Source organism: Nostoc sp. TCL26-01, from assembly GCF_013393945.1.
In the GTDB taxonomy this organism is placed as follows: Bacteria; Cyanobacteriota; Cyanobacteriia; order Cyanobacteriales; family Nostocaceae; genus Trichormus.
Map to the genome: position 1 here is coordinate 4,953,152 of NZ_CP040297.1, position 21,371 is coordinate 4,974,522.

At 40.9% G+C, this 21,371-nt stretch carries 18 protein-coding genes; 6 read left to right on the forward strand and 12 right to left on the reverse strand.

Annotated features, from left to right (window positions below; genetic code table 11):
* Positions 1-193: 193 nt before the first annotated feature.
* The 5 genes from FD725_RS21410 to FD725_RS21430 all read right to left on the reverse strand — a co-directional run bounded on the left by FD725_RS21410 (position 194) and on the right by FD725_RS21430 (position 5,403).
* Positions 194-1,606, reverse strand: coding sequence for an aldehyde dehydrogenase family protein (locus tag FD725_RS21410; protein WP_179050012.1), 1,413 nt, complete (start codon positions 1,604-1,606; stop codon positions 194-196).
* A 113-nt stretch (positions 1,607-1,719) separates the two neighbouring features.
* Entirely contained in the window at positions 1,720-2,781 is a 1,062-nt protein-coding gene (locus FD725_RS21415; RefSeq protein WP_179050013.1) for a nitrilase-related carbon-nitrogen hydrolase, read from the reverse strand.
* Positions 2,782-2,946: 165 nt separating this feature from the next.
* Complete coding sequence (locus tag FD725_RS21420; RefSeq protein ID WP_179050014.1) at positions 2,947-3,705, reverse strand: red chlorophyll catabolite reductase; 759 nt, start codon at positions 3,703-3,705, stop codon at positions 2,947-2,949.
* Between the two features lie 91 nt (positions 3,706-3,796).
* Positions 3,797-4,687 (reverse strand): hypothetical protein, encoded by an 891-nt coding sequence (locus FD725_RS21425; RefSeq protein WP_179050015.1) that lies wholly within the window; start codon positions 4,685-4,687, stop codon positions 3,797-3,799.
* Positions 4,688-4,905: 218 nt separating this feature from the next.
* Positions 4,906-5,403: a DUF6174 domain-containing protein gene (locus FD725_RS21430; protein WP_179050016.1), complete on the reverse strand. Its 498-nt coding sequence runs from the start codon at positions 5,401-5,403 to the stop codon at positions 4,906-4,908.
* 359 nt (positions 5,404-5,762) lie between these two features.
* Here FD725_RS21430 and FD725_RS21435 point away from each other — a divergent pair, with 359 nt between their 5' ends.
* Positions 5,763-7,838: an SPFH domain-containing protein gene (locus tag FD725_RS21435; RefSeq protein ID WP_179050017.1), complete on the forward strand. Its 2,076-nt coding sequence runs from the start codon at positions 5,763-5,765 to the stop codon at positions 7,836-7,838.
* Between the two features lie 67 nt (positions 7,839-7,905).
* On the opposite strand, the gene cobM is transcribed toward FD725_RS21435, so the two are convergent.
* Together cobM and lgt are read right to left on the reverse strand one after the other, a co-directional pair.
* Positions 7,906-8,691: a precorrin-4 C(11)-methyltransferase gene (cobM, locus tag FD725_RS21440; protein ID WP_179050018.1), complete on the reverse strand. Its 786-nt coding sequence runs from the start codon at positions 8,689-8,691 to the stop codon at positions 7,906-7,908.
* A 324-nt stretch (positions 8,692-9,015) separates the two neighbouring features.
* The gene (lgt, locus tag FD725_RS21445) at positions 9,016-9,882 is read right to left on the reverse strand and encodes a prolipoprotein diacylglyceryl transferase (protein ID WP_179050019.1); all 867 of its coding nucleotides are present in this window, start codon (positions 9,880-9,882) and stop codon (positions 9,016-9,018) included.
* A 399-nt stretch (positions 9,883-10,281) separates the two neighbouring features.
* Here lgt and FD725_RS21450 point away from each other — a divergent pair, with 399 nt between their 5' ends.
* The 3 genes from FD725_RS21450 to FD725_RS21460 all read left to right on the forward strand — a co-directional run bounded on the left by FD725_RS21450 (position 10,282) and on the right by FD725_RS21460 (position 13,658).
* Positions 10,282-10,554, forward strand: coding sequence for a hypothetical protein (locus tag FD725_RS21450; RefSeq protein ID WP_179050020.1), 273 nt, complete (start codon positions 10,282-10,284; stop codon positions 10,552-10,554).
* An 18-nt stretch (positions 10,555-10,572) separates the two neighbouring features.
* Positions 10,573-11,055: an HNH endonuclease gene (locus tag FD725_RS21455; RefSeq protein ID WP_179050021.1), complete on the forward strand. Its 483-nt coding sequence runs from the start codon at positions 10,573-10,575 to the stop codon at positions 11,053-11,055.
* A 395-nt stretch (positions 11,056-11,450) separates the two neighbouring features.
* Positions 11,451-13,658, forward strand: coding sequence for a transglycosylase SLT domain-containing protein (locus FD725_RS21460; protein ID WP_179050022.1), 2,208 nt, complete (start codon positions 11,451-11,453; stop codon positions 13,656-13,658).
* 123 nt (positions 13,659-13,781) lie between these two features.
* Here the strand turns inward: FD725_RS21460 and FD725_RS21465 are convergent, their stop codons facing one another.
* The 5 genes from FD725_RS21465 to tnpA all read right to left on the reverse strand — a co-directional run bounded on the left by FD725_RS21465 (position 13,782) and on the right by tnpA (position 19,797).
* On the reverse strand, positions 13,782-17,978 hold the full coding sequence (locus tag FD725_RS21465; RefSeq protein WP_179050023.1) for a tetratricopeptide repeat protein: 4,197 nt from the start codon (positions 17,976-17,978) through the stop codon (positions 13,782-13,784).
* A 20-nt stretch (positions 17,979-17,998) separates the two neighbouring features.
* Positions 17,999-18,382: a hypothetical protein gene (locus FD725_RS21470; protein ID WP_179050024.1), complete on the reverse strand. Its 384-nt coding sequence runs from the start codon at positions 18,380-18,382 to the stop codon at positions 17,999-18,001.
* Between the two features lie 181 nt (positions 18,383-18,563).
* Positions 18,564-18,995: a type II toxin-antitoxin system VapC family toxin gene (locus tag FD725_RS21475; RefSeq protein ID WP_179050025.1), complete on the reverse strand. Its 432-nt coding sequence runs from the start codon at positions 18,993-18,995 to the stop codon at positions 18,564-18,566.
* Positions 18,988-19,242 (reverse strand): YlcI/YnfO family protein, encoded by a 255-nt coding sequence (locus FD725_RS21480; protein WP_179050026.1) that lies wholly within the window; start codon positions 19,240-19,242, stop codon positions 18,988-18,990. Before FD725_RS21480 ends, FD725_RS21475 begins: the two co-directional genes overlap by 8 nt.
* 156 nt (positions 19,243-19,398) lie before the next feature.
* Complete coding sequence (gene tnpA / locus FD725_RS21485) at positions 19,399-19,797, reverse strand: IS200/IS605 family transposase (RefSeq protein ID WP_179050027.1); 399 nt, start codon at positions 19,795-19,797, stop codon at positions 19,399-19,401.
* Between the two features lie 69 nt (positions 19,798-19,866).
* Between tnpA and FD725_RS21490 the strand changes: the two genes are divergently transcribed.
* Positions 19,867-21,111: an RNA-guided endonuclease TnpB family protein gene (locus FD725_RS21490; protein ID WP_179050028.1), complete on the forward strand. Its 1,245-nt coding sequence runs from the start codon at positions 19,867-19,869 to the stop codon at positions 21,109-21,111.
* Positions 21,112-21,205: 94 nt separating this feature from the next.
* Positions 21,206-21,364, forward strand: a complete 159-nt coding sequence (locus FD725_RS21495) for a hypothetical protein (RefSeq protein ID WP_179050029.1) — start codon at positions 21,206-21,208, stop codon at positions 21,362-21,364.
* Positions 21,365-21,371 lie beyond the last annotated feature (7 nt).

The window sequence follows — 21,371 nt, forward strand, 5'->3', positions numbered from 1 at the left end:
AAAGTGCGATCGCAAACTGGAAATAGAATACAATACGGTTCAGTTAAGACTAAAAACTACAACTGGTGTAAGTTGGCTTAAAGAATGTAGGCGTAAGCCTTCAAGGGAGAGTAACCCAACGGTATCAGAACTTAACACTCAACACGGGCTGAACGCCCCGCTTCCGCTAACAGCACTCACTACTCAGCACTCACTACTCAAACCACCAAGGGTCATGATTAGAGTTGGTTTTAATTAAAAATGCTTGTTTTCGTAAGAACCGCTTTAAGCCTGATGCACCCATGCGTGAACCACCCATACCGGAGAACTTGAAAGCATTTTTTTCTCCCTCGTGCATCATCGCTGTGAGTCCAGCATCATTGATACTGATAGCACCTGCATTTAATTGTCGCGCAACTGTTAAAGCTTCTGCTTCGGAACCTGCAAACACCGCCGCACTCAGTCCATAGATGGAGTCGTTGGCTAAATATATCGCTTCTTCTACAGTGGGGAACGGCATCACAGGCATGATAGGGCCAAAAGTCTCTTCTGTCATGACTTTCATGGAATGATTAACTTGCGTTAGCACTGTTGGACGACACCACCAACCACCGCCTAGTTCTTCGACTTTACCGCCACAATGAATAACTGCACCTTTTTCCACTGCATCTAAAATATGATCATTAATAATCCCAGCTTGCCTTTCTGCAATGATAGGGCCGATCGCTCCATCTTCTACCGTGGGGTAAGCTAGTTGCAGACGATGGGCTTTGGCTACTAATTTATGATAAAAGTCTTCAAATATAGATTCAGCAACGTAAATTCTTTCAATAGATAAACAAGACTGTCCCGTATTCACCACTGCACCCCACAAAATCGCTGAGGTGGCTAATTCTAAATTAGCTGACTCTAAAACGATCGCTGGATCTTTACCTCCCAATTCTAAATAAGCGGGAATAAATAGTCTAGCCGCCTCTTGGGCTACTTCTCTCCCTGTAGAGACACTACCTGTAAAACAGACTAAATCTAGACACTCAATTAAAGCTGCACCAGTTTCTCCACCTCCCTCCAGAAAAACCAAAACTTCCCGCAATTCGGGGACTGTATTCAAAGCTGTCAACAGTGGTGCGACAAATCGGGGTGCAATTTCACTAGGCTTGACAATTACCGCACAACCTGCTATGAGAGCCGGAATTGTATCAATCATCGAGAGCAATAGGGGAAAATTCCACGGACTAATCACCCCAACTAAGGAGTAAGGTACAGCCGTTTGTTGCAGAGCAATGAAGGGAATGCTGGTATTTTTAGCTGATTCTTGCAGTAATTCTGGCGCTAAACCACACCAACGGTCAATACTAGCTAAAAAAGAATCAATTTCTAACACAGATATCGATAATCTACCTGTATCATTGACCAAAGCTTCTGTTAACTGTTCACGTTTGGATATAATCGCTTGCTTCCATTGCTGCAAAGCGGTGATTCTTCCCTCTACACCCAATTGTAACCAACGAGGTTGCGATCGCCGCGCCCGATTACATTGCTGTGCCAACAGCCTCGGCGGCGGTGGAATAATCACATAATCAAATTTTCCCGTCCTGGGATTACGAACTTCCATTGGTTTTGTCATTGGTCAATAGTCAATGGTCAATGGTCAATAGTCAATAGTCATTAGTCATTAGTCATTAGTCATTAGTCCGATTCTTCAGCACTCCCTCACTCCCTCACTCCCTCACTCCCTACTCAGCACTCATCACTCCCCTTACAAATTATCCCTAATTGTGACAGACGCTCGATGGTGGCTTGTTGGGTTTGGATGAAGTGTTGACGGTTGATTTCTTTGTCCAACATGGTGTTAGCTGGGTAAATTGACTGGGAGTAACTTTGAGCGTAGAGTTCAAATCTTTGGCGAGAAAGTAAATTATTTAACCCTGGTCTTTGGCGATCGCGTCTTAATGCGACTAAATCTATCTCGGCAAATGCTGCCATGCTTTCGCCTGCACCTGTTTCTGCTAGGACAATACCGCGATGGTCAATGATTTTTGAGCCACCGTCAACTGAGGCTATGGGGATGGGGCTATTAGCTAGTCCGGCTGTATTAGCTGAAACTACGTATACCATGTTTTCTACAGCGCGGGTAATTTTAGCCGCATCTTTGGGGGTGAGTGTTTTGTTATATACTTCTGATGTGGAATGGAGAAAAATTTCTGCTCCCCGCATTGCTAAACATCTTGCTACTTCTGGATATAAAATTTCTTCTGATGCTAAAGCTGCTAAATTCCCAATGGACGTTTTGGCTACAGGAAACACTGCTTCTAAACCGTAACAATCTAAATACTTATCCCAAACATCATGGGGTGTAGGTGCAAACAAGGAATTTAACCGCCGATACCGTAAAACTACTGAACCAGAAGGGTCGATGACAAAGCAGGTTTGAAAGTATAGTTGAGGAAAATTGGGATCGAGTTCGTAAGCGTTACCAGCTAAAAAAATTTGGTGTTTCTGGGCAATTTTTCCCAACTCCTCATATTCAGCACCGTTGATTTCTAAACAAGCTTTATTTGCCCATACCTCTAGAGGTTCCCCCAAGGGAAAGCCTGTGAGAAAATATTCTGGTAACACAATTAAACGGCAGTCAAAACCAATAAAAGCGATGCTAGCGGCAATTTGTCGTGCCAAGCGGCTAATACTATTTTGCATCATCAACCCAGCTTCTTGACGATCGCTCGCCTGATTCACTGCATGACAAGTAACTTGCAGTGCCAAAGCTCGATATGAATCTAGATTACCAGAGTTATCTGCCATGAGAGGAGTGAGGGAGTGCTGTTAGCGGAAGCGGGGCGTTCAGCCCGTGCTGAGTAATGAGTAAGGGAGTGAGGGACAAGGGGACAAGGGGACAAAGGGAAAATAATTTTGACTAATGACCAATGACCAATGACCATTGACTATTGACCATTGACCATTGACTACTTATTCTCTCACTTCTCCCCAGAGCGATCGCACTAATTTATCAGTCATGGCTTCACCAAATAGGCGTGTAGCTATTTTATTATCTGGGTCACGTTCAGCGATCGCTCGGCGGATAATTAAATCGCGTTTTGCTAAAGCCGCACGTTCTGATTCTGGTACGGGTTCTGCTTCATCTACCCAACCCAACCACCGATCCATCATCTCATGAGCTACCGTTTGAACAGTGGCGATCGTTTCTTCTGTTACGGGACTGGTGTAACATAAACTGGTTTGCGACTGTACTTGACGGATGTACAGAGTTTTACTCATATACTGTTGAAATCGAGCATCATCGAGAAATTTTAAGTATGTTGCGTTGACAGGTTCATAGTAACGATCTAAATAATCTAAGTCAGTAAACAAATCACTCCGCGCTACATAATCCATATAAAAGAATAGATGCGGTACAGTGGCAAAGGCAAAAGCCAAATGAGGCACACGAATCTGCGAACCCAACCAAATTGTCAGGTGCATATTGCAAAAGCCTGATTGTGGTTCACGCAACCATGAATGGACTAACCAATCGATTTCTGTACCAGTGAAAGCATTGAGAGAACCGTGCGCTGCTCCTACTTGAGCCGCATAATTCTGTAAATCTTGAGTAGAGGGATGCAGATGTACTTCAAAACGTGCATCTAATTTTTGCCGTAGTTCTTTCGTGATATTCCATAACTGCTCAAATATAGCTGTACTCTCTACAGAAAATTGCTGTTTATCCATCGTTTATACATATCCTTTGGCATGAATGCAAACAAAGTTAGTCTAAACGCACAATCTTGGCATCTAGCTTGTGTCAGAATTCGACTCCTCCCTACTCAGCTAACCATAAAGCCACATTTCGCACATAGGTTTTGATATCTTCTAGTGCGCGTGGTTCTTTTGTCATCGTGTTTCCTGGTACTTCATCTACGAATGAGGGACAACCTTTTGTAATGTCCCAATTGTAATCGACAAAGTGATGGAAACTGGAGGTAGCGATCGCCCGTCCTAAGCGATCGCCTTGAGCATCTGTATAATGATCGATAGCTACAACTAAATTAAATTGCCTGCCTGTTACTAGACTTTTTCCTAATGCAATCACTCGTGCATTTGTTTGGTTTGGAGTCACACCGATACCACCTTCATGGGGATGGGCGGGAAAAAAGTCAATCAGTCCAGAGGTGGAATTAGGGTTTTTTAAAAGTTCGTGAATTGGTTCGACAGGGATAATTTTTTGATAGTCGCCGTTAGCCCCAGAATGGTAATTAGGCCAAGATATATATGTTGTATGTGGGTCGTCTCGACTCCAGCGAGAATCATCAGGGTCGGGATTTTTGGTATTAAAATAATGGACATCACCAATGTCAATTAAGCTGCACATAGAACAGCCCATGTCTTGATGATCTCTAGTTGTCAGAATACCGCCACCGCGTTTTCTAAAAGCATTAATCCCAGCGATATCTTTTTCAGTTAAACCGTCGCCAGTATCTAAAGCAAATAGCCAGAGTTCATCAAAATCTGATTGGTCTAGTGTGCCTAAGATAGGATCATTACCTTGATTATCTGATAAGCGATCGCGTGCTGTGACAGCAAACAGGGAATTTCCTGCGTCATCATTAATGGATTGTATATAATCCCGTAATAACGAGAATCGAGCAATACTCCAGTCATCTTCAGTTGAAGCGATCGTCGTTTGCAAAAGAATACGAATTGGTTCTGCCATAGATTTTGTAAATTAGTTTTTCCAACAATCGACTTATGGCTATCAATGCTGGAACTACTTTACAACAAATTCGCTATTTATACATGACCAAAAATCTTAAAATCCTCTTTGTGTCTTTGTGCCTCTGTGGTAATCATATTTTATTTAACCACAGAGGGAAAAGCCAAAACTTGAGCGCTAGAAATTAAGAGTCTTCTCTACCCTGCATTCACAATTCATTACAGTTTTTGAAAATTCTCAATAGTGAGAAATAACTCTTCATCTGCTATCTGGCTTTCGTAATCAATATTAATTTGTGTAGGATAGCCCAGCCTGTGATTGTAACTCACATTTAAGCTATCTGCTCGCCGTGCGATAGCATCTTGAATCACATCGAATAATTTGGGAACTGTATTATATCTTTGAAAAAACTGCGGATCAGCTGGTTGACCAGTAGCCACAGATGTAATTGAAACTGTTTGACCATTGCGGACTTCGATAATTACTGGGCCTCTAGCATCAGGTATACAGAAGCAACTATTGCTGAGTGTATAGCGATAATTGAAAATATTTTTGCTATTCCACAAGCTGCGATTGTATTTTAATAATCTTAAATTCAGTTTATTGTTTAATGTTGCTTGTGCTATTTGGACGGTAGTATTTGGTTGAGACAATACAGGCAAGTTAAAGCTCAAAGATACCAACAATCCCACACCAATGATCAAAGGTAAACGCATATTAGTTATTAATTGAATCTACAGTAACTACTGGGAATATTTTAACTATTTTTCTGGCAATAGGTTAAGTTGACTTTATACTTTGATTAAGACTTGCCACGCCACTACAGCTAATCCCGCATTTCTCACAAGCGGTAGGGGCGGGTTTACAGAAATGATTAATGATTAACAATGATCTTAATGAACCCGCCCCTACAGTCTTTGGACAAAGAGAAAACCTCAGTTTAATAAGTCTGGTGAGAAATCCGGGTAATTAACTTTTCCACTCCAGTTGAAAAATTACACCAAGTTTAAGAAATCCCATGCCTCGCAAATGAAGTGATACCTTAGACAATTAGTTGCCCAGAAGGGCGCAAGTTATGAAAAGCTTTTCGGCTTCCCTTGGTAAAAGTCAAAAAAATAAATTAGCTCGTTTTGCAACAACATTAATAGCTACATTGGCTCTGACTAGTGGTATTCAGGCAGCAAATGCCACGAATGTAAAGACATCTATTCCTCAAGAAAATACTTCCGCGTCAGTTCAGCTAAAGCAAACCAAGCCTGATATTGCTCAAGTACAAATTACGAGAACACAATATCAAGCTGCTGCGGTTGACCCTTTTGTATTAATTCCTGTTGTGCTGGTGGGTGGACTTGTGATCTTCGTCCCCCTGTTTTTTGGTGGCTTGGTAGTCATTGGTGAGAGAGAAGTTGGCATCGTTGTCAAGAAGTTTGCGGTTTCAGGAAAAGGACTGCCAGCTGGACAGTTGATTGCCCTCAACAATGAAGCTGGTTTGCAGGCTGATACTCTCGCCCCTGGTTGGCATTGGGGTTATTGGCCTTGGCAGTATTCGGTACGTAAAGAAAGTGTCATTGTTGTGCCTCAAAGTGAAATTGCCTTGATTGTGGCGGCTGATGGCGCATCGATTCCACCAGAGAGGATTTTAGGCAAAATCCTTGATTGTGATAACTTCCAAGATGCCCGGAAATTTCTCACTCAAAGTGGTGAAAAAGGTCGGCAAATGGGTTTTCTGACGGCAGGTACGTACCGGATTAATACGGCACTGTTTAAGGTAATTACAACTGCTAATGCCAATGCTCATGGGATGAGTCCCGAACAGTTGCGGGTGTACACAGTTGCCTCTGATAAGGTGGGTGTTGTCACTACTTTGGATGGGATGCCCATTACGGTGGGTGAAATCGCTGGGCCAGTGATTACGGGACACGATAACTTCCAAAACAGCCAAAAGTTTCTTGATGGCGGAGGACGCAGGGGTTTACAAGAGCAGATTTTACTTTCTGGTTCGTGGAATCTCAATCCCTGGTTTGTGAATGTTGAGCAAGTACCAATGACGGAAATTCCCATTGGTTATGTAGGTGTAGTGATTTCCTTTGTAGGTAAGGCTCAAGAAGATGTGAGTGGTGCAGCTTTTACTCACGGTAACTTGGTAAATCCTGGCCATAAGGGTGTGTGGGTCGAAGCTTTGTATCCTGGTAAGCATCCACTAAACACTAGAATCATGAAAGTGGAACTAGTTCCCACAACTAATATAGTGTTGAACTGGTCGGGGCGTACCGAACGACATAAGTACGACGCGAATTTAGAAGCTTTGACAGTACGTTCTACAGATGGTTTTGCCTTCGATTTAGAAGTGTCGCAAATTATCCATGTCGGCGCTTTGGATGCACCCAAGGTAATTTCCCGTGTCGGTTCCATGCAAAACTTGGTTGATAATGTCCTGGAACCCAGTATTGGTAATTATTTCCGCAACTCGGCTCAAGATTACACAGTCTTAGACTTCTTGAATGCTCGCAGTGAACGTCAAGTAGAAGCATCTGAATATATTAAAGCTGCCTTACGGGCTTATGATGTGCAGGCAATTGATACTTTGATTGGGGATATTCAACCGCCAGCATCGTTGATGCAGACACAAACAGATAGAAAAATTGCCGAAGAACAACGCAAGACTTATGAAGTGCAGCAAATGGCGCAGACTCAGCGTCAACAACTGGTGCGGGAAACAGCCCTGGCGGATATCCAACAAGAGATGGTGAAATCAGAACAGAGTGTGCAAATTGCCGAACTCAAAGCCCAAGCCCAAATTAAACACGCCAATGGGGAAGCAGAATCGACAAAATTGCGCTCAATTGCCGAGGCAGAAGGAATTCGGGCTACAGGTAATGCTAAAGCGGAAACCTACCGCACTGGTGTAGAAGCTTTGGGTACACAAGGTTATACCGCTATGCAACTGATGCAGATTATAGGCGATCGCCATGTCCGTTTAATCCCCGATGTCTTAGTTGGTGGCAGCAATGGCAGTACCAATGGTTTGGTTGATGGGTTACTATCCATGATTTTGTGGAATCAAACCAATAAGCCGGGTGAGACAACAGAATCAGCAGAAAAAAACGGTAATCCTCCCTTAGTTCTGGAATTACCCAAGGATAAGCAATAGTACAGATTTCGTAAGTTGTAGGGTGGTAAAGCTATGCCACCCTAATTTTAGACTTGAGACACTTTTGCTAATTCTTAGCACTGCGAAACAGATGATCATGCTCAGGATGATATAAACGCGATCGCCCCCTGATCTCTGATAATGCTGGACTAATCACGTATAATGTGGTACGCATCAGGTTTTCTTCCTGAGTACAATCAGCCATCTGGTTGAGAGGGACTACACGAATTTTTTCATCGGGCCATCCGATGCGAAAGCAAATAGCCACGGGGGTATCGGCTGGATACTGTTCTAATAATTTGGCTTGGGCATTTTCGATATGACGCGCACTTAAATACAGACACAAACTCGCTTGATGGGCTGCTAAAGTGGCTAATTCTTCCCTAGCTGGGACTTGTGTACGTCCACTGATGCGCGTCAGGATAATAGTCTGGACTAAACCAGGAACAGTTAATTCAACTTTTAGTTTAGCGGCTGCGGCTTGGAAAGCACTAATACCGGGGATCACCTCAAAAGGAATATTTGCATCAGCGAGGAGGTGCATTTGCTCATGGATAGCGCTGTAAAGACAAGGATCACCCGATTGGAGACGTACCAGAGATTTTTTTTGCGATCGCACTCTGTCAATCATTAACGGTAAAATCTCCTCTAAAGTCTTGTCAGCCGTCCGAATAATTTCCGCATCTTCCCGACAAAATTGTAAAAGCTGTTCTGGGATTAAAGAATCCGCAAATAAAATTACATCAGCCACCTCTAGCAACTTTTGTGCTTTAACCGTCAGTAAATCCGGATCTCCAGGCCCTGCTCCCACAATATAGACTGCGGCTTCTAGGGAATTTAAACTATTTTTCATACAAAATTTTCTAAAAACACTAAGTATTTACAGGTAGATATTTTCGCCTCAAAAAAATTTTTGGAAATTTGCTCAGTATCTTTCCGGATTAACTCCCTAGCCCTAGTAGAGAGTAATGGTAGATGCACCCTGGTTAAGCCCTAGAGATTTCTCTGGGGCATTTTTTATTTTTAGTCATTGGTCAATGGTCAATGGTCATTAGTCAATGGTCATTAGTCATTAGTCAATAGTCAAAATTATTTTCCCCTTTTCCCCCTGTCCTTCACTCCCTCACTCCCTCGCTCCCTCACTTAGCACTCAGCACTCAGCACTCAGCACTCTCTATCACTCCCCATTCTCTTTCAATGGAGAAACCACATCAGGTAGAAAGCGTTTATTAATGTAGAGCCAAGCTAATCCGGCTAATCCTATAACAATACCGCTTAGGCTGACAATTTGGGCTATGCGTAAAGGCCCTAGCATCAAGCTATCTGTGCGGAGTCCTTCAATCCACAAACGACCGAAACTGTAGGTTACTAAGTAAACCATAAACAAAGTGCCTAAGCGTAGACGTGGTCTGCCAGATAAGCCTCGGAAAAATAATGTTAACAGTAGAGCAAATACCATTAAATCCCACACAGATTCGTAGAGAAATGTGGGGTGAAAATACTCAAAATTTGCTAAATCTGGGGGACGACGTTCTAGGGGGATGTAGAGCTTCCAGGGTAAATTAGTAGGAGCGCCAAAAGCTTCTGAGTTAAAGAAATTGCCCCATCGCCCGATCGCCTGTCCTAAAATCAAGGAAGGAGCTACTAAATCTGCTAGTTGCCAAAAAGACACTCGCTTCAGCTTGGCAAAAATTAACGCCGCCAATGTTCCACCAATAATTGCCCCGTGAATCGCAATACCACCTTGCCAAATCGCAATGATCCTTTCGGGATTTTCTGCATACTCTGCCCACTGAAACAAAACGTAATAAAGTCTAGCGGCGGGAATCGCTCCAATTACCAGCCAAATTGACAAATCACTGAGTAAATCTGGATTAACCTGTCGGCGTTTTGCTAAATACTGGGAAAGGCTCACACCGATTAACACGGCTGAGGCAATCAACAAGCCATACCAGCGAATAGTGATGGGGCCGATTTTCACTAGAATAGGGCCTGGAGAAGTAAATAGAAACGCCAGAGGCAAATTGAAAGATTCCAGTGCCATGTAAAATTACCTAAATCAACTATTGAGCATTTTCGTACATAAACAATTAGAACATTTTGACAGTCATTTAGTGATGAGTGCTGAGTGATGAGTGCTGAGTGAGGGAGTAAGGGAGTGACGGAGTGAGGGAGCGAGGGATGGGTAATGGGTAGTCATTAATTATTCTCCTCTGCTTCTCTGCTTGCCTAGCTTCTAGTCCCTAACTCAATGAAATTTACCTCATTAAAGCAAGAAACGCTATAATTTTAATTCAAATATAGGACTAGTATTTGATTATTGAAAAAAATCAGTACCAGTCAAGAAACTTCTTATCTATTGCCTATTGCCTATTGCCTATTGCCTACCTACGTAAATTATTTCAGTAATCAAATCAGATTCCTATATTGGGAAATAAATATCATGACAATCAATTTACCTCTGAAATTGTCACACTTACCCAATAGTCTACCCTTAGATGGTGCTGTTCGCATTGAGTTAGTAGAAGGAGTGCCAATATTTCGTGCATCCAGTTTAGTCCAAGGGCGAATTGAAGCTTTATTAATTAAACAAAAAGAATCATCTCTAACTTTTGCAGAAGAAACCGAATTAGACGGATATGAAGAATTAGATGATTATCTAAGTTTGGTGAATCGGATTATTAGAAACACAGCATTAATTCAAAACGAAAGCTAATTTTAGGAAATTAGAGATTTGTCTGCGAATCGTTATATTAGTGAAGCTATTCAAAATCAAGTCAGACAAAGAGCCAAGTCTGTGTGTGAATATTGTCATGCGTCAGAGCAATGGCAGTATATCACATTCACTGTAGATCATGTGATTCCTATTTCAAAAGGTGGGGCTAACTCAATTGATAATTTGGCTTTGGCTTGTTTTCATTGCAATCGCCAAAAATCTGATAAAGTTAAAGTGTTTGATGAACAGTCCTCATCGGAAGTACTTTTATTTCATCCTCGCACTGACAGTTGGCAAGAACATTTTATTTGGTCAAAAGATACACTTTCTATTATTGGCTTAACACCAATAGGACGCGCGACAGTAACAGCATTGGAATTTAATCGAGTGAGAATCATTAATATTCGCGCTGCTGATAGAGAAATTAGACGGCATCCTCCACCTGATGACCCAATTCAAAGTTGGAGATTTATAAATTGGCTCTTTTTAGGTTTCAGTTGATCAGCACCTACATACTAGTAATATTTTTGATCAGTAGTTAGCATCCTGTTATCGGCAACCATTAAATTTCGACTAGATTTTTCCCCAGAAATAACCGTCTCATTGGCTAAAGCGCAATGACCAATGACTATTGACTATTGACTATTGACCAATGACTATTGACTAATGACCAATGACCAATGACCACCATATGTTAATTTGATGAGATTTATGGGAAGTATGGAAACTGTCGATTATCTAAAGTGTGTATCATTTACATGATAAAAACGAAATCAGCATCTACGAATTGTAATATTTTTCCGAAAAATAAAAATTTCAAATGAAAGGATGATTACACTCATGGCAAGTAATGCTAGAGTTTCAGGAACTTCGTCGGCACTTTTCATCGAGTATCCATGCTGAAGAAACTACAAAAAAAGCAAATTTCTCTCATCGCTGGTGCGGCACTGTTTGCCTTTTCAGCTGGGGCGATGGTGTCAGCACCTATAGTTGGTAAATCCTTGGGGCAATGGCTGAATTTTGCTAAAGGGCAGCCAGAACAGTTATCACAGTCAACGAAAGTAAAATCGGCTGTGTTCTCACTGATATCAAAATCTCCAGCAGAACGTGCGGCACAATTAGAACAACTCGCACAAAATTCTCGTTCACCAGAAAGAGAACAAGCCCGTTATCTGTTGGCGAGTGATTATATTGAGACTAAGCAGGGGCAGAAAGCGTTGCAATTGCTCACAGGATTGGAGAAAGATTATCCTGTGATTGCTCCCTACATTTTGCTGAAACAAGCTCAAGCACAGGATCTTGTGGGTGAAGATGGTAAAGCTTCTGATTTGAGACAAAAGGTATTAAAACAGTATCCCCAAGAAGCTGCTGCTGTCAAAGCAATTTATCTGATTGCTCAACCTAAATTACAGGATAGCGCGATCGCTAAATTTCCCTCTCATCCCCTCACTTGGGAAATCATCAACAAGCGCTTGCAAGAAAATCCTAATCAGCCACAGTTGCAGTTAGTCTTGGCGAAATATGCCTATAGTCAACCAGGTATCGGTATAGTGGGCGTGTTGGATAAGTTAGTACAACAGCCTACCCTCAAACCACAAGATTGGGAAACCATCGGGACGGCTTACTGGGAGAACAATCAATTTCTCAAGGCTGCTAACGCTTATGCCAAAGCTCCGAAAACAGCCCGTAATCTCTACCGCACAGCACGAGGATTGCAGGTAGGCGGAAAGGATCGAGAAAAAGCGATCGCCACTTATAATCAACTAATACAGCAGTTTCCTGATGCTCGTGAAACCGGAACTGCTTGGTTACGTTTGGCAGAGATGGCAAAAACTGGTAAAGATGCTCTACCTTATCTCAACCAAGTCATTGCTAAATTTCCAGAACAAGCGAGTACAGCACTAGTCAAAAAAGCGCAAATTTACCAAGCGCTTAATGATCAAACATCAGCACAACAGACTTGGCAGGAACTAATTACTAAATATGCTAAGTCGGATGAATCTGCCGAATATCGCTGGAAAATCGCCCAGGAAAAAGCCAAGGCTGGAGATTACACCGCCGCTTGGAAATGGGGACAACCAATTGTCACCAATAACCCTAATAGTATTTTGGCTCCGAGAGCTGGCTTTTGGTTGGGTAAATGGGCAACGGCTGTCGGTAAACAACAGGAAGCTAAAACTGCTTATGAGTACGTGATTAGCCAGTTTCCTCAATCTTACTATGCTTGGCGATCAGCGAATATATTAGGGTTAAATGTCGGCGATTTTAATAACGTCCGCCAACTCAACCCAGAAGTAGTTCCCCTCCAACGTCCTCTACCACCTGCTGGTTCAGCTACCTTCCAAGAATTGTATCTCCTGGGGCAAGATAGGGATGCTTGGTTGCAATGGGAAACAGAATATCAAACTAAACCACAGCCCACCGTTGCAGAACAATTTACTGAAGGTTTAATGCGCCTAGCGCGGGGAGAAAATCTCTCTGGGATTGATATCATTTCCAAATTAGAAGATAGGGAAACACCTGAAGAACAAGCCCAGTATCAAGCCTTGAGTCAACAGATTATCTACTGGCAAGCCCGTTATCCCTTTCCTTACCTGAAAGAGATTGAAAAATGGTCAACTGAACGGCAACTTAATCCGTTGTTAGTCACGGCTTTGATGCGTCAAGAATCGAGGTTTGAAGCCAAAATCAAATCGGTGGTGGGTGCGACTGGTTTAATGCAAGTCATGCCAGATACAGCTAAATGGATTGCTTCTAAAATTCCTTTAGATATCAAAACGATCAATCTGGAAAATCCCAACGACAATATCATGCTGGGGACATGGTATTTGGATCATACCCATGAGCAATATGGTAACAATTCCTTGTTGGCGATCGCTAGTTACAATGCTGGCCCCGGTAATGTCTCTAAATGGTTGCAAACCATCTCGAAGGAAGATCCAGATGAGTTTGTCGAAGCCATCCCCTTTGATGAAACTAGAAATTATGTGCGTCAAGTGTTTGGTAATTATTGGAATTACTTGCGGCTATATAATCCTGAAATCTCTCAAACAGTAGCTAAATATTCAGCCCAACATCCCAAACTGCCAGGGGAGGGGGAATAGGGGATAGGGGTGGATGAAACTATAATCTCTGGGAGTATCCTGTTTTGGCAAATCATCCTTAGACTAGAAATCACAAGTCAGGTACAGAATTCATGCTGAATTCTGACTCCTGACTCCTGAATTCTATTCAGATAAATATTGTTGTATTTGTTGGGCTTCTTTTTGTTTACCCTGTTGTTGATAAAGTTGGATAGCCTTTTGCCAGTCAGCTTTAGCTTTTTCTAGATTATTGACTTGGCGATAGCATAAACCACGAGAATGGTAAGCTTCGGCAATATTGGGGTGTTTTGTTAATACTTGATTAAAGTCTTTAATCGCATCAAAATAACGCTTTACTTGGTAGTAAGTAATGCCACGTTGATAGTAAGCTTGAGTATAAACAGGATGACAACTAATAGCACGATGTAATAGGGTAATGGCTGTAGTGAAATCTTTTTCTTTTACACGTTGTAGTGCTTTATCATATAATTCTTTTGCCCCAATTTGTGGGTTAAAAATGTATTTTTCAGCAGTGGCTTTAGCTTGCTGTTCGATATCTGTTTGAGGATTTTTGAATACAGGATGATGACGGAGGCGATCGCAACACACCTGCAACCACTCCCGCCAGTGACTACGCCACAAGCGTATTGTTCCATCTACTCCACCACCTACACCGACAACAAACTGACCATTTGGACTAAAAGCTACTGCTCTAATACTAAATTGATCCGCTTGAATAGGTTGAATAATTGGATTTCCTTCTAAATCCCACAAGCGTATTGTTCCATCCATTCCACCACTCACAATCATTTGTCCATCAGATCTAAATGCAACTGATGTAACATCAGACTCATGTGCTATAAAAAGCCGAATAATACAGTTATTTTGTACATCCCATAAACCTATATTTCTCCTACGTTCACCACTCACAATCATTTGTCCATCGGGACTAAAAGCAACTGAATTAATTTCCCCTTGATGTTCTTCAGGAAGTTGACAAATATGATTTCCTTCAGAGTCCCATAAATTTAATACTGTATACCAACCACCACTAATAATTTTCTTTCCATCAGGACTAAAAGCCACTGAATTAATTGCTCCTTGATGTTTTTCAGGAAGTTGACAAATATGATTTCCTTCAAAATCCCATAAGTGTATAATTCCGTCTACACCTGCACTAATAATTTTTCCATCAGGGCTAAAACTCACTGAACTAGCACTATTTTCATGTTTAGGAGTATCTTCTAGAACAGATGATTTAGTAATCTCATCTCCCTGCAAATTCCATAACCGGATTTTTCCATCCCAACCCCAACCGCCACTAACTATTCTTTGACCATCAGCACTAAAAGCAACTGATTCAACTCCTGTTTCATGTCCTACAAAAGGTTTAGTAATTTGCTCTCCTTGTAAGTTCCATAAAATCAGGGTTTTGTCTGCACTTCCACTAACAATCTGCTGACCATCAGAGTTAAAAGCGACTGACGTAACTAAATTTTTGTGTCCACGAAAAGGTCGGTTAATAGCATTCCCTTGTAAATCCCAAAAATATAATGTCCCGTGTACATCTTGGCTTACAAGTAGTTTAGCGTCAGGACTAAAGGCTACTGAAGTAACCCAATTGTTATGTCCTCGCAGAGGTTGATTGATCAAATTTCCCTTCAAATCCCATAAACAGATTGTTTTATCCCGACTTCCACTAGCAATTATTTGACTATCAGGACTAAAGATAACTGACTCAACACTTTCTTGATGTCCACGAAAAGGTTGACCTATACTGTTACCTTGTAAATCCCATAAATGTAGTGTTCCATCCCAACTACCAGTAACAATCAGCTGACCATCAGGACTAAAAGCTAATGAACCAATACTTCCACCATCTTGCTGAAAGATTTTGCTGTCTGATTTATCTTGTAAATTCCATAAACATAATGTTCCATCCAAATTGCCAGTAACAATCATCTGACTATCAGGACTAATGCTAAAAGACATAATTTGTCTTTCAGCATCATAGAAAAACTCATCTATTAAATTTCCTTGTAAATCCCATAAACATAGTTTTCTGCTTTTGTTTTCACTAATTGAACCAATAATTATCTGACCATCAGGACTAAATATTACTAACTCAGCCCAATTTTCATTAGTTTCATCAAGAAGATTACAGATAAGATTACCTTGTAAATCCCACAAGTACAGAGAGCGATCGCTATCTACACTAATAATACCTGAGCTAACAATCCTATCATGATCGGGATTAAAAGCAATTACTCTAATCCCTTCTGGGTGTACACGAAATGGTTTACCAATTAACGAGCCTTGTAAATTACATAAGCCTAGCGTTCCATCTCCATATACACTGATAATTTTCTGCCCATCTGAACTAAAAAGCACTTTAGCAATCCAGCTATCATGACTTTTATCAAATTGGCTGATTAAATTGCCTTGTAAATCCCATAAACTTATTATTCCGCTATTACTACCACCAACAATTCTCTGACTTTGAAAGCTAAAATCAACAGCATTAACATCGTGTTGATATCCTTCAAAACAAAGTGGAACTCTTGCTCGTTCCATGACAATATTTAAACTACTTTGAACGGGAGTAAGAATTTTCTGAGGTAACTTATCTAAATTTTCACCCATTGCTTGAATCGCTAATATTAATGCGTCTAAAGGTTGAGTAGGTAATAAATTTAAAATTCGTGCTGATTTCTCTCGCAGAGATGTTTCTGTTAAAGCTTGATTGAGTTTGGCAATTTGCTCATCTTTTTCCCGCTTTTCTCTATCCCGCAATTCAATACTTGCCTTAACAAAATCTTCAACCGTTTTCTTAAAATCGCTGGCTGCTAAATCACTATTAAAATTAGTTTGAGTGAATCCAAAAATTCTCAACTCAAAAACTCGCTCTAATTTTGACCCTCGCCACAATTCACTGCTTGCTTTATCTGGATTATTTGTGGCTTTCTCCCAACTTTGTGCAGACTCTTTTAACTGTCTTTCTAAAACGATCGCTTCTTCATGGGTATCAATCCACCCTTGCAACCTTGACCAAGAATTAATCAATGCTTCATGAGCTATTTCTATTGTATCCGGTTGACGACCACTAATTAATAAACGATGTTCTTTAATTAACTCATCAACAATTGTTTCTAATACTTCACCAATAAATCTAGATTTATTTTCCCGTTTACTGACTCTTTTACTATCACCAGTAATCGTTACTAATTTGATAAAAATATATGCGATCGCTTGACTTTGACCTTGATTATCAAAGTGTTGATAGATTTTTTCAGCTTGCTGTTGTAATGCACCACCAACACGACCTAAATCTTCATAAGTTTTTTGATTAAGTAATCTATCCGACAAGTCATCATTCTTCCAAAGCAAATCAAGGGTATATTGCAACAGAGGTAACGACCGAGATTCACCACGAAAATCATTAATAATTTCTTCAATTAAATCTTTATCAACATTCACTCCATGACTAGCCGCAGGGTTTTTTATAACTAATTTCAATTCCCGGTCTGTCATTGGAGTAATATAACTGAAAGGTTCTTTACCCTCATTTTGGATTGCTGCCACAAAATCAGGAAACTCATTCATCAACCGATCTAAAAAATCAGTCCGCATTGCTAAGACAACTTTTACTGACTTATCGTTTGAGTTTTTTAGATGGTTAATTAAATTACTGAGAGACTGAATAAATAAACCTCTCTCAAACTCTGAAGTTCTTGTAAAAATCTCTTCAAATTGATCGATAAAAATTAGCCAGACAGAATCAGGATTTTTCTTGAGTGTTGTTACAACCTTGACTAAAAGATTTAATGCATTCTGCAAATCCTCATCAGTATCTATTTTGCTAGGAGGTAAAGCAATTTGAGCATCTGATTGTTTATAATAATTGGTATTTGTCGAAACAAAAGCTATAATTTGTCCATAAAATGAGTAAAAGGGGCTTTGGTTAGGAACTAAATAAAAATAAACAAAGTCTTTTTTATTTTCATTAGAAAACTTAGGAATTAAACCTGCTTGAACTAATGATGATTTTCCACTACCTGATGCTCCTAGAAGAATCAGTAAATTATTCTCTTTTGAATTATTATATAAATCTTCAATCAGTTTATTTCTGCCATAAAATCTACTAGAATCAGTAGCAGTAAATTGTGCTAGTCCTTGATAGGGTGATGATGCCTTAAAATTGAAATTTTTATAAGATTCTTCTTCAGAATCATCACCATATCTAATCTCTGTTTTGAAATTGACAATCTGCGTGTTATTATCACCCTGTTGAATTACTTGTTTTTCAGCTTGAAAATGATTTATAGGACTAGCATCAGACATTTATAACCTCTTGACTTTGATTACATATTAACTGTTTGGTTACCGCCATCACCTTGTTGAATTGCTTGTTTTTCTGCTGTAAAAGTTGAATTAAATACTTTTTGAGATGTGGAATCGGCAGATTTAGTTGCCTTTAGTAACTCTTGTAACTCATTAACTTTTTTCATGATTTCCTTATCTTGATCAATTTCAGCTTCCGTTAATTCATCTTCTAAAAGCCCTTTAGTTTTTTCAGGTTTCTGCTCATATTTATCTAAGGTTGACACAAAATCAGATTTACCCTTTTCCTCATATTTGCGTTTAATTAATTCTTTTAATCCTTTGTAAGCATCTTGCACTGCTTCACCTGCGGTTTTAGCTGCACCAGCAACTAAGGCGGCGGTAATTAAAGAGACAGGTTCCATCGTTTCCAACTCCTGTATTTCAACAATAAAGCTGACTGTAGCACAGACTCTGGCATACTAAAATATTGGAGTTTAGAAAAATTTATACTCTTTATACTAAAGAGCGATCGCAGCCTACCACAGCTGTTTGCGAACTTTTTATGAATAGGGAATTACAGTCTTATAACCAAGGCGATCGCTATCAGTAATCTTTCAGGCTGTAGACGTAAGCGGGTCGAGGAGAACATAGATTGAGCATCGCATCATCTGCTGTCCAAAAGTTAGCGGATTCTGTTTTGGCACAGGCTAAGAAAACTGCATCATACAACGTTGGCATTCCATATTGTTCAGCAAGTTGCCAAGCTTCGAGTTGGAGAGTTTTGCTGTCGATGTAGTCAATCGGTAGGCTGATATAGGCTGTGTAAAGTTGTTGGGCTTCAGTCGAAGTCAATAGCTTGACTCTCACTTTTTTACGAAGAACTGAACCCACCTCTGCCCAGGCAAAGCACGGTGCTACAAGTCTGGTTTGTTGAGTTAAGGCATTGGTAATTAAAGCGATCGCTTCTGATGTTTGTTCATCTGGGCAGAGGTACTTCATCATCACACTGGTATCGATACACAGTGCCTCAGTCACGTCTACTTTCTCCTTCGCGCAGTTGACGAATCATGGGTACTGGATCGGGATGCACCCCGATTCGCTGTTTGACCTGTTCTCGAATGGTTTGAATTTGTTTGTGGGCTGCCCAAGAACTACGCCACTTCATTTCTTTTTCCAGCGCTTGAACGACTAGATCGTTGAGAGATTCATCGTCTCGCTTCAATGCTCGGATTTTCTGAAGTAATTCCGCAGGGAAGCGAATTGTTAAGGCTTCACGTTCCATAATTACACCTTTTGCAACCAATTTATGATACCATTTTATGTAACTGCTTTAACGCAAAAGTAATACATCCAGGCGTTTCGGGAGTAAAGTTGTTTAAGTGATTGCGATCGCGAGTTAAGCGATTGACCAAAAGAATGGGATGCAAGCCCCGTCGTTCTACGACGGCTTTTCTTGATTTCTGATGTACTCCTTTAGGATCTCTAATGGCGCACCTCCTACGGACACAGCAAAATAACTGGGACTCCACAAGGATTCTTTGTGGGGTTTTTTGTATCTAGCTTGCCCATACCTGCGACTAGAAACACCTTTCAAGGCATTAACAATTTGAGAGATAGACAATTTAGGTGGATATTCAATAAGCGCGTGAACATGGTTATCTTCACCGTTAAATTCAATTACTTGAAAATCCATCTTTTTGGCTACTTCTCTAAATGTTTTATCAATTAATCCAAGGCTATCCTTTGTAAATACAGACCTGCGGTATTTGGTAACGCAGACCAAGTGAATTTTTAAATCTGTAACGCTGTGTCTTTCTCTCCGGAACTGGCTTGTCATTACGTGTAGACCCAAACCCCGTCCTTAAGGACGAGGTATAATACTATCAGACCAATCTTAACACGAGCCATGAAAGCCAGATACCAGTTCCGATTCTACCCAACAGACCAACAACAACGGAGTTTAGCTCAGTTGTTTGGTTGTGTTCGGGTAGTTTGGAACGACGCGCTGGCAATCTGCAAGCAATCTGAGAAGCTACCTAGTAACAACGACTTGCAAAAGTTGGTGATTACCCAAGCTAAAAAGACTGAATCTCGCGCATGGCTTGGAGAGGTTTCAAATATCCCCTTGCAACAGTCAATAGCAGATTTAGGAGTTGCCTATAAGAACTTTTTTGAATCGCTAAAAGGCAAACGCAAAGGTAAAAAGGTTGGGACACCACGATTTAAAAAGAAGACGAGCCAGCAGTCAGCAAGGTTCAGAATTGGCGGATTTTCAATCAAAGGACAGCGCGTTTATCTTGCCAAGATTGGGGAAGTTAGTCCTATTTGGTCGAGAGAGTTGCCCTCCGCGCCTAGTTCAGTAACAGTAATCAAAGACTGTGCAAATCGCTATTTTTTAAGCTTTGTAGTAGAAATTGAACCTATTCAAATCGATGCCAAAAACCAAAGTATCGGGATTGATTTAGGTATCAAAACTTTTGCTGTGATGAGCAATGGCGCAAAGTCTGCCACCGGGGATACTCCCCGTGGCGAGCTTTGCGAGAAAGCCGAAAGCCCCATCTACTCTGTTCTTGATAGAAAAATACGCAAGCTTCAGAAGAAATTAGCGCGGCAACCCAAAGAATCAAAGCGCAGAGCCAAGACTCGCATCCAGATTGCAAAACTACACAATCGGATTGCAGATACCCGCAAAGACTTTTTGCACAAACTTTCTACCAAAATAGTTAGTGAAAACCAAACAATTGTTTTGGAAGACTTGAATGTGTCGGGCTTAGTCAAAAACCGTAGGCTTGCTAGGTCAATTAGTCTTCAAGGATGGAGAGAGTTTAGGACACAATGCGAGGCAAAGTCAGCCAAGCTGGGTAGAAATTTTCGCGTCATTAGTAGATGGGAACCAACTAGTCAAGTCTGCTCAGAGTGCGGCTACAAATGGGGGAAACTTGATTTATCAGTGCGCTCGGTGAAGTGCATTAATTGCAACACTCAACACGACCGAGACGAGAACGCCGCGAAAAATATAAACAAAGTCGGGATAGGGCATTGCCACGACTCTAAATGGGCGCAGAGACGGGATAAGACTACAACGGTTACGCATCTGTCAACGAAGCGTCAAGAATCACCTCGCCTTCAGGCAGGTGAGTATGTCAAGTAAAAATCTTGCAGCAAAGTGCTTGCTTCTTCAGGCTGGTGTGTGATAGCTTTTTCTACAACCTTAAAGTACTGTAAATTGATAGGTTTACAGTACTATGCAAAACCGACTGATTAAGAAACTCACCTCTAAACTAGAACAAGCTGATATGAGCAAAATACTTGCTGGACACTTGTCTGGGCGGGTTTCCCACGCCAGTCCACCTACTTTTCTGCACATCAACAGAGATACAAACCATCTGGTCAAGTCTGAATAGTACAACT

What these genes read in the sequence shown, in the direction of transcription:
- lgt (WP_179050019.1), bottom strand. Translation starts at nt 9,882, where the DNA reads ATGGCACTGGAATCTTTCAATTTGCCTCTGGCGTTTCTATTTACTTCT.
- FD725_RS21480 (WP_179050026.1), bottom strand. Translation starts at nt 19,242, where the DNA reads ATGGAACGTGAAGCCTTAACAATTCGCTTCCCTGCGGAATTACTTCAG.
- FD725_RS21415 (WP_179050013.1), bottom strand. Translation starts at nt 2,781, where the DNA reads ATGGCAGATAACTCTGGTAATCTAGATTCATATCGAGCTTTGGCACTG.
- FD725_RS21495 (WP_179050029.1), top strand. Translation starts at nt 21,206, where the DNA reads ATGCAAAACCGACTGATTAAGAAACTCACCTCTAAACTAGAACAAGCT.
- FD725_RS21450 (WP_179050020.1), top strand. Translation starts at nt 10,282, where the DNA reads ATGACAATCAATTTACCTCTGAAATTGTCACACTTACCCAATAGTCTA.
- FD725_RS21430 (WP_179050016.1), bottom strand. Translation starts at nt 5,403, where the DNA reads ATGCGTTTACCTTTGATCATTGGTGTGGGATTGTTGGTATCTTTGAGC.
- FD725_RS21410 (WP_179050012.1), bottom strand. Translation starts at nt 1,606, where the DNA reads ATGACAAAACCAATGGAAGTTCGTAATCCCAGGACGGGAAAATTTGAT.
- FD725_RS21425 (WP_179050015.1), bottom strand. Translation starts at nt 4,687, where the DNA reads ATGGCAGAACCAATTCGTATTCTTTTGCAAACGACGATCGCTTCAACT.
- FD725_RS21490 (WP_179050028.1), top strand. Translation starts at nt 19,867, where the DNA reads ATGAAAGCCAGATACCAGTTCCGATTCTACCCAACAGACCAACAACAA.
- FD725_RS21460 (WP_179050022.1), top strand. Translation starts at nt 11,451, where the DNA reads ATGCTGAAGAAACTACAAAAAAAGCAAATTTCTCTCATCGCTGGTGCG.
- FD725_RS21420 (WP_179050014.1), bottom strand. Translation starts at nt 3,705, where the DNA reads ATGGATAAACAGCAATTTTCTGTAGAGAGTACAGCTATATTTGAGCAG.
- tnpA (WP_179050027.1), bottom strand. Translation starts at nt 19,797, where the DNA reads ATGACAAGCCAGTTCCGGAGAGAAAGACACAGCGTTACAGATTTAAAA.
- cobM (WP_179050018.1), bottom strand. Translation starts at nt 8,691, where the DNA reads ATGAAAAATAGTTTAAATTCCCTAGAAGCCGCAGTCTATATTGTGGGA.
- FD725_RS21465 (WP_179050023.1), bottom strand. Translation starts at nt 17,978, where the DNA reads ATGTCTGATGCTAGTCCTATAAATCATTTTCAAGCTGAAAAACAAGTA.
- FD725_RS21470 (WP_179050024.1), bottom strand. Translation starts at nt 18,382, where the DNA reads ATGGAACCTGTCTCTTTAATTACCGCCGCCTTAGTTGCTGGTGCAGCT.
- FD725_RS21435 (WP_179050017.1), top strand. Translation starts at nt 5,763, where the DNA reads ATGAAAAGCTTTTCGGCTTCCCTTGGTAAAAGTCAAAAAAATAAATTA.